Here is a 238-nt window from a genome sequence, read left to right on the forward strand (position 1 = left end):
CCGCAATCGAGCGGATCGGTCAGCACCTGCATGGCGCGCTTCAGCGCCGTGATGATCTGCTCCGGCCGGGTGATCCGATCGAAGTAGCGCGAAACCGGGCGGAATGCATCATTGGCTGATACGGTGCCGTCGCCGAAATCCTCGATCTGCTGCAGCACCGGATCCGGCGCGCGGTTGGCGAAGACGTCGCCGGGCAGGAAGAGAACGGGAATGCGGTTGACATGCGCGACACCCGCGG

1 pseudogene is annotated in these 238 nt (G+C 65.1%); it reads right to left on the reverse strand.

Annotation, left to right across the window (positions count from 1 at the left end):
* Nucleotides 1-238: pseudogene (locus EOD29_RS34815) on the reverse strand (thiamine pyrophosphate-binding protein); the annotation flags it as partial.

The organism is Mesorhizobium sp. M1A.T.Ca.IN.004.03.1.1, assembly GCF_003997555.1.
Taxonomy (GTDB): domain Bacteria; phylum Pseudomonadota; class Alphaproteobacteria; order Rhizobiales; family Rhizobiaceae; genus Mesorhizobium.